The organism is Anaeromonas frigoriresistens, from assembly GCF_016820655.1.
Lineage (GTDB): Bacteria > Bacillota > Clostridia > Tissierellales > SIT17 > Anaeromonas > Anaeromonas frigoriresistens.
Window position 1 is genome coordinate 1 of record NZ_WSFT01000033.1, and the last position, 7,369, is coordinate 7,369.

At 27.3% G+C, this 7,369-nt stretch carries 11 protein-coding genes; 8 read left to right on the forward strand and 3 right to left on the reverse strand.

The genetic code is table 11. The features are described 5' to 3' along the window. The 6 genes from GOQ27_RS08275 to GOQ27_RS08300 form a co-directional block, all read left to right on the forward strand. Positions 1-283, forward strand: a 283-nt coding sequence (locus tag GOQ27_RS08275; protein WP_203366383.1) for a hypothetical protein, incomplete at its 5' end; no start/stop codon positions are given. Between the two features lie 169 nt (positions 284-452). Then, positions 453-1,256, forward strand: coding sequence for a hypothetical protein (locus GOQ27_RS08280; RefSeq protein WP_203366384.1), 804 nt, complete (start codon positions 453-455; stop codon positions 1,254-1,256). A gap of 302 nt (positions 1,257-1,558) precedes the next feature. Next, positions 1,559-2,119: an AAA family ATPase gene (locus GOQ27_RS08285; protein ID WP_203366385.1), complete on the forward strand. Its 561-nt coding sequence runs from the start codon at positions 1,559-1,561 to the stop codon at positions 2,117-2,119. Between the two features lie 380 nt (positions 2,120-2,499). After that, a complete protein-coding gene (locus GOQ27_RS08290) occupies positions 2,500-3,168 on the forward strand; it encodes a class I SAM-dependent methyltransferase (protein WP_203366386.1) in 669 nt (222 codons plus the stop codon). A gap of 82 nt (positions 3,169-3,250) precedes the next feature. Continuing rightward, entirely contained in the window at positions 3,251-3,820 is a 570-nt protein-coding gene (locus GOQ27_RS08295) for a zeta toxin family protein (RefSeq protein WP_203366387.1), read from the forward strand. A gap of 125 nt (positions 3,821-3,945) precedes the next feature. After that, positions 3,946-4,434 (forward strand): NUDIX domain-containing protein, encoded by a 489-nt coding sequence (locus tag GOQ27_RS08300; protein ID WP_203366388.1) that lies wholly within the window; start codon positions 3,946-3,948, stop codon positions 4,432-4,434. Positions 4,435-4,677: 243 nt separating this feature from the next. On the opposite strand, the gene GOQ27_RS08305 is transcribed toward GOQ27_RS08300, so the two are convergent. Then, positions 4,678-5,088, reverse strand: coding sequence for a transposase (locus tag GOQ27_RS08305; protein ID WP_203366389.1), 411 nt, complete (start codon positions 5,086-5,088; stop codon positions 4,678-4,680). 457 nt (positions 5,089-5,545) lie between these two features. Here GOQ27_RS08305 and GOQ27_RS08310 point away from each other — a divergent pair, with 457 nt between their 5' ends. Then, positions 5,546-5,758, forward strand: a complete 213-nt coding sequence (locus GOQ27_RS08310; protein WP_203366390.1) for a hypothetical protein — start codon at positions 5,546-5,548, stop codon at positions 5,756-5,758. Positions 5,759-5,769: 11 nt separating this feature from the next. On the opposite strand, the gene GOQ27_RS08315 is transcribed toward GOQ27_RS08310, so the two are convergent. Then, the gene (locus GOQ27_RS08315; protein ID WP_203366391.1) at positions 5,770-6,180 is read right to left on the reverse strand and encodes a hypothetical protein; all 411 of its coding nucleotides are present in this window, start codon (positions 6,178-6,180) and stop codon (positions 5,770-5,772) included. Between the two features lie 140 nt (positions 6,181-6,320). After that, positions 6,321-6,518 (reverse strand): hypothetical protein, encoded by a 198-nt coding sequence (locus tag GOQ27_RS08320; protein ID WP_203366392.1) that lies wholly within the window; start codon positions 6,516-6,518, stop codon positions 6,321-6,323. A gap of 201 nt (positions 6,519-6,719) precedes the next feature. On the opposite strand from GOQ27_RS08320, the gene GOQ27_RS08325 reads away from it, so the two are divergent. Beyond that, positions 6,720-7,369, forward strand: a 650-nt coding sequence (locus GOQ27_RS08325; protein ID WP_203366393.1) for a hypothetical protein, incomplete at its 3' end; no start/stop codon positions are given.

Genomic DNA, 7,369 nt, shown 5'->3' on the forward strand with positions numbered 1-7,369 from the left:
TCCTCGATTGGCTCTTAAAGAAATCAAAGCAGATGTATATTATAATGATAAAGTTATAGACAGCATAGATGTAATAAAAAATGGTGAAAAAATCGAAACTGAACCTCTCTTACAAGAATGGATATTTAAAGATACTCTTAATATAGAAGAAGTAAAAGATGAAAATGTGCAAGAAAAAATATTATTTAAATTTAAGTTAGTAGATAATCTAGGTAGAGAATACGAATTAGAGAGAAATTTTATTGAGTTTATAGCTCATTTGGATATTAAGGAAATGAGTTAATATGTAAGAGTAAATAAATATTATCATGAGTAAATTTGTTGGATTTTTAATTATTAGAGTTAGTCTTATAATTTTATAAAACCCTTTTATAGACGTTAATTGGAATATACGGTAAAATAAGTATAACGCATTAGTTGAATAATAAAAAATAATTAAAGAAGGAGGATTCATGAGAAGAATATTATTATTTATCTTATTTATTACTTTAATAGGAGTCTTGGGATGTGAAGAAGAAGTTAATTCATCAAACCAACAAAAGAGTATATTAACTGAAGAAAAAGCTACAAAAAACGGGGAACTATATACAAGAGAAACAGAACATATAAAGTTTTACTACTATGAAAAGAATGCAGATTATATAGAGGATATGGCAGAAACAATTGAAGAAGAGTATGATCGAATAGTAGAAGATTTACAAGTAGATAATATCGATGAAAAAATCAATTTTACTATATATCCGACCTTAGAAGAGTTTCACCAAGCTATATTTAAGCCAGATGCACCCGATTGGGTGGTAGGAACTTGTTTGGGACCTTACACGTTAAAGATGGTATCACCTAATAGTGATGGATTGGTACATGATTATAATAGTTTAATGAATGTAGTAATCCATGAGTTTACACATGCTTTAACAATGATTCAGTACCCACAAGCTAAGCAAATATGGATATTAGAAGCGATAGCTTTATATGAAGCAAATCAAATTCGAGACCCTAAAGATGTAGAATACTTAGTAGAAGGTGATTATCCCAGTATTCAAGAATTAAACGCATCAAGTGGAAAATCTGCTGAAAAAGTTTATGCTATAGGACATATAATCATTGAGTATATAAATGAAAAGTGGTCAATGGATGAAGTAAGGGAGTTATTGAAGGAAAATGGGGACATAGAGAAAGTATTAGGTGTTACTGAAGGAGAATTTGAAAAAGGATTCTATAAATATATGGAGGACAAATATTTGGGATCAAACTAATTTTAAAAGGCAATTTAATTTACATAACTAGTATAGGAATAAGATATATTATTATATTTGAGGGGAGAAGTAATATTTCCTAATTACTATTTTATTAGATAAATAAAATTTGATGAAAGCACTACAAACTCTCTTTTTAAGAGAGTTTTTTTATAAAGGTGGAATACCTGATTTTTTATAAGTGTTGTAATATATATGATAGTTAATTAAAGGTGTTTTATAATTAAAGGTAGAATATTATAGTATTAAAATAGTGTTAGAATACTTAGTGACAATTCTTTTAATATGGGAGGGGAAATTACATGAAATTTGTTGTAATATTTGGACCTCATGCTGTGGGGAAAATGACAGTAGGTCAAGAATTGGCAAAAATAACAGGACTTAAACTTTTTCACAATCATATGACCATAGATTTGGTCTCAAACTTTTTCAATTTTAGTACACCACAAGGAAAAAGGCTAGTTAATTTATTTAGACAAGAGATATTTGAAGAAGTTTCAAAGAGTGATTTAGATGGAATGATATTTACTTATATGTGGGCTTTTGATGATCAAGAAGATTGGGATTATATTAATGAGGTTTGTAATTTATTTGAGTCAAGAGGAAGCGATATTTATTTTGTAGAACTTGAAGCAGACTTTGATATGAGAATTGAAAGAAATAAAACTCCAAATAGACTAGCTAATAAACCTACTAAAAGAGATATAGAACACTCTGAAAATCTTTTTAGGACATTAGAAGAAAAGTATCGTCTTAATTCTTATGAAGGTGAGATTAAGAGAGAAAACTATATGAGAATAAATAATACAAAGATACCGCCGGAAGAAGTAGCTAAGATGATTAAAAATGAATTCTCCTTATAAGAAAAATAGTATTTGGAATATCTTTTATTAAAAATATGAGGATACATTTGGGATAATCAAAAATTAGTTAAAATTTTCGATATTCTGATAAAAATTTTTATAGGTCTTTTTATATTTGCAAGCATATGGTTCATAGGAATTAAAAGAACACTAGAAAATTTTGCATCTGATTACATGGGAATATTAGCATATCTTTTATATGTACTTTTGTTTTTAACAATACTAAGGTTTATTTTTAGAAGATATCAAAGAAATTAACATTATTTAAATTAGATTTTATTCTATTTAAATAATGATTTTTATATAAAGGTTTAATGTAGTTATAGTTGTATTTTTATATACACCAATTTGTTTTTTATTAGTGAATGGAGGTTTAATTAATGGCAACATGGAATGAATTGTTTATAAATGAAAAATTTATAGCAACATTACCGCAGCCAGAAGTATATAAGTTTATTAAGGTTCTTGAGGGCTCATTTCCTGATAAACCATTATCAATATGGGACTGTTGCTGTGGTGCTGGAAGGCATACTATACTAATATCCCAAATGGGACATAAAGCCTATGCAAGTGATATTTCTGAGAATGGAATTAATTATACTCAGAAATGGCTTGAAAGTAATGAATTAATGGCAACTCTTAAAGTAGCAGATATGACTAATAACCCGTTTCCTGACACTGATTTTCATGGTGCTATATCTTGGGATGCTTTACATCACAACACTATAGATAATATTAATAAAGCTGTAGATATTGTATATGAAAACCTTTGTGCTGGTGGTATGTTCATGGTATCATTGCTTTCTACAAAAGCAGGTAGACCAGATCTTAGGGGAAAAGAAATAGAAAAAAACACCTTTGTTAGAGAAGATGGCCCTGAAAAAGGTGTACCTCACCACTATTTTGATGAACAAGGAATAAGAGACTTATTTAGAAAATGGAAAATTATCAGTCTTGTAGATATTGTTGTTACTTACACAGAAGTAAATATTGATCATTCAATTAATCCCTTCCCATACACTAAATGGAATGTTATTGTTCAAAAGTAGTATTACATATCTCAATCAAGTAATACAGCTTTCTTATGACGAAACAGAGATATTTTAAATATATTTGTAAAGGAGAATAATAATGGTTATATTAATTGGCGGTAATAGCTGTACTGGAAAAACAAATCTTTCTCAAAATTTACTCGAGAAGTATAAGATACCTTATCTCTCAATCGATCATTTAAAAATGGGATTATATAGAAGTGGTATGGATTATGGATTTACCCCTACAGATAGTAATGAATTAATTGCAGAAAAATTATGGCCTATCATTAAGGGAATTATCATGACTGCCATTGAAAATAATCAAAATATTATTATTGAAGGTTGTTATTTGATGCCAGACTTCATTAATGATTTTGAGGACAGTTATGTAGATAATATAATAAGTGTATTTTTAGGATTCTCTAGTGATTATATTACTAAAAATTTTGAATCTGGTATACTTAAAAATAGATGTATAATTGAAGAACGAAATTATGAAGAAGATAGACCAGTTAGTCAATTTATTGATGAGCATGAGAAGTTTAGAAACAAATGTATTAATTATGATGTTAATTATTTTGAAATAAATAGTAATTATAGTGAAGGAATTGAGAGAGTAATTGATTTTATAGACAGTAGATTTTTAGGGTATCATTTCATGAAATAAAGTGAATATATAAATATGGCAGAGTAGTTGACTAAAATAAAAACTAATTATTTTATCTAGAGTTAAAGTATAATCTGTTAATAAAGCAATCTAAAAATCTAATTAGAATAGGGGAGTATGGGGCTATGGATATAAACTTTTGTCAGATTTGTGGTGAAAAATTAATACTTAAAGAAATAGGTGATGAGGGTATGATTCCCTATTGTGAAGCATGTAGTAAGCCTTACTTTAATTCACCTGCTCCATGTGTTTTAGTAGTTGTAATCAATGAATATAATGAAGTTGCATTATTGAAGCAGGACTACGTTTCAACGATACACTGGGGGCTGATTGCAGGATTTATTACAGAAGGGGAAAATGCTGAAGAGACAGGTCTTAATATAAGATCACTCCAATACATATCAAGTTTTCATCAATCCCCACGCAATTTACTTATGCTCGGATACTTGGCTTTTGTTAAGAAATCTGAGTTTATTAAGTCTTGTGAAGTTGACCAGATTAATTGGTTCTTAATCAAGGATGCTTATTTAAAAATAAGAGAAGGTAGCATAGCTGAGCAACTTTTTGATAAAGCAATTAAGAGGCTTAAGGAAAATCAACATATAAATGAATAATCTTCTTAGATTATGACAAATCCGTAAGATGTAATAAAGTTAGATATTATTAGTATATAGATAATTGCAAAATGTAATTATCTAATAATTCATAGTTATCCACAAGCACTCATTCAAACATCCGATAGAGTGAAGTATTATCCACAAAATTTAGGCATAAGAAATTAAGGTTTTATAAAACTATATTGCCAATGGATTTGAATGATTATCACTAATTTTATATAAAATAATAAAATCAATTATTTAAGTGATGCAAGCCAGTATAATTTCAGATTTTAAAGATTTAGTATTTTTAACTTTAAAAGAATTGATTTGGATAAAATTTTTAAGCTGTGCTATAGTTTTTTCGACTCTAGTTCTTATCTTAAATAAAGATATCCATTTCAAACTATCTTTAGGCATTGAAGTATTAAAACTGTAATTATGATTAACTGTAAGATTTTTGATTCTACCACGCTTTGAGTCAGTACAAGGGTTATTACAACTTAATAAATAGGTTGTTTTGCCATTAATATTAGTTTTTTTAGCGTAAGCTTTCGCTTTTTTAAGTTTTTGTTGAAAGAACTTAGGGTTGTTTTTTGTAACATAAGGTTCAAAACCCGTAATGTCAGTAATTAATATAGATGATAAAAAGGGATTGATTTCATTGGCCATATCTTCAGTAGCATCAACAAGGTTATGAAAAAGATCACCTAAATTAGTAAGAAACTTTAACTTAAATCTGGAAAATTGAGACTCATTGGGAATTTTTAAAAAGCATAGATTGTAATGAATATCCTCTAGGTCTACCAAAGTTTAAATAGTAATCATCGTAAAAAGACTGAAGAATAAATTCATTAATATTAATAAATTCATCAAGAAGAGAAAGTAAGTTTTCTTGATTCTATAATAAAATTTATCAAAATCAGAAGAAATGTCACAAAGATTTATTTGTTTAGCTGAAATTGGCATAAGTTTCTCCTTTCATTTTTGATTTATGTTGTACACAGCTAGTTACTGTATATATCCAAAAATGGGGGGAACTTATCCATTTCTATATAAAGAAACATAGTATTTATGCGAGTTATAGACTTATGCAATAAGCTAATTATAAATTTTTGGGAGGTAAACAATGAAGAAGAAAATGATTATAGTTCTTATAATGTTAATACCTAGTATATATGTTTTATTAAGATTTTCATTAAGTACATTCTGTAAATTTTCTGGTATTGTAGCTATACTAACTAGTATTTATGTACAATTTAGTGATGATTACTCAAAAGAACACAAAAACTCTAGTTTATCCTTAATATTTTTAGGAATGCTAATGTTTTTAATATCATAAGATACATTTTATTATTTAGTTTTAAATTCTTCTGGTAACAATTCATATAATTGTTTAATATTAATTTGGGTTTCATATACTAAGTTACTAAGAGTATAAAGTTTATTGTACTGGACTCCTAAGATTCTAGTATGCGATTCAATAGGAAACACGGCTCCTTCTTTAATCCAATCTCTTTCGTTTAGAATTCCATTGGAACCTTTATATGGTACAAAGTAAATTCTAAAGCCATCTACTTCTCCTAGATATTTAATGTTTAAACTTTTCAATTCTTCCTTAGAATAATCATGATGAGAACGAAATTCTTTTATTATTTTTTCATCTTTATCATTAATGTTGTCATCAGTCTTAATTAATTCATTTTTTTGCTTACAACCAACTAATAATATAACTATAATTAGTAATAGTATAATCCTATTCATTAAAGTCCTCCTTGTAGTTTTATAACTTACTCTAATATCATCTATCAGTCAATTCTTATTCTTTTTGAACTTTAACTAGTCTACTATTAATTTAGAGTTATTCAGTGATATATAAAATCAAAAATCCTAAAATAAGTAAACTATATATAAAATGAAATAAACTTGCACCCTTTTTTGCTTTGCTTATAATGTTTTATACTTGCTATAAGTTGAGAAATGCCTAAACAGCTAAGCATATAAGGCATTATCGCAACAATAGTATTATTATCATTGCTTGTTAGCCCAATTATAGCTAATACTGTACCGGTTAATGCAAATAGGATACGCATTATTTTCACATAAATCTCCCCAAAACCTCTATTAGTTCTCACTCTCTACTACATCTCATTATACTTATTTTACCATATATGAAAATTCATAGCTATCTATTACTGTGTTTCTTAATATATTAAATTAATAATTCGTAAAGTTATAAGGAAAGGGTTTTATGTAAAAAAATAGAATTTAATATACAACATATTAAAAAAAGGGGAGAGAGGATGTCGCAAAAGATAATTAGAGTATTAATTGGAGTATTAATTGTATTATTACTTATTAACTTTTATACACTAACTAAACTATCTTCACTAAGTGATATAGAGGTAGAATTATATTACATGGGGCAAAGGTTTGATCACCAGTCCCAACTGTTAGATGATTTTAGGGAAGAACTGCATAAGATCAATGAGAAAGAAAAACTAATTGGCTTCCATGATTACTTTATAGAAAATATAAATAATAATTATGAAAAAGCTAATCTAGAAATAGAGATTGAGTTTAATAAATTAAAAAATAACTCTACTCTTTATTTAATATATTCAATACAAGGAAAAGAAAATAGTAGTGAAAAAGTAGAATTAACTAATGAATCAGGCTTAAAATATAAAGCTGAATTAGTACTATCTTATTTACATAATTATGATTTACAATTAGTTGTAGAAAATGACGAAGAAATGATAAGGGAAGAACTTCCATCCATAGATCTATTAGGAAACTTTAATGAGAGGTTATCTTTGATGGTATGGCCTAAAGAATATAAAGAAAATAAAAAGATGGAATATGAAATTCAAATATTTAATAGTTTAGCAGAAGATCCTCGATTGGCTCTTAAAGAAATCAAAGCAGATGTATATTATAATGATAAAGTTAT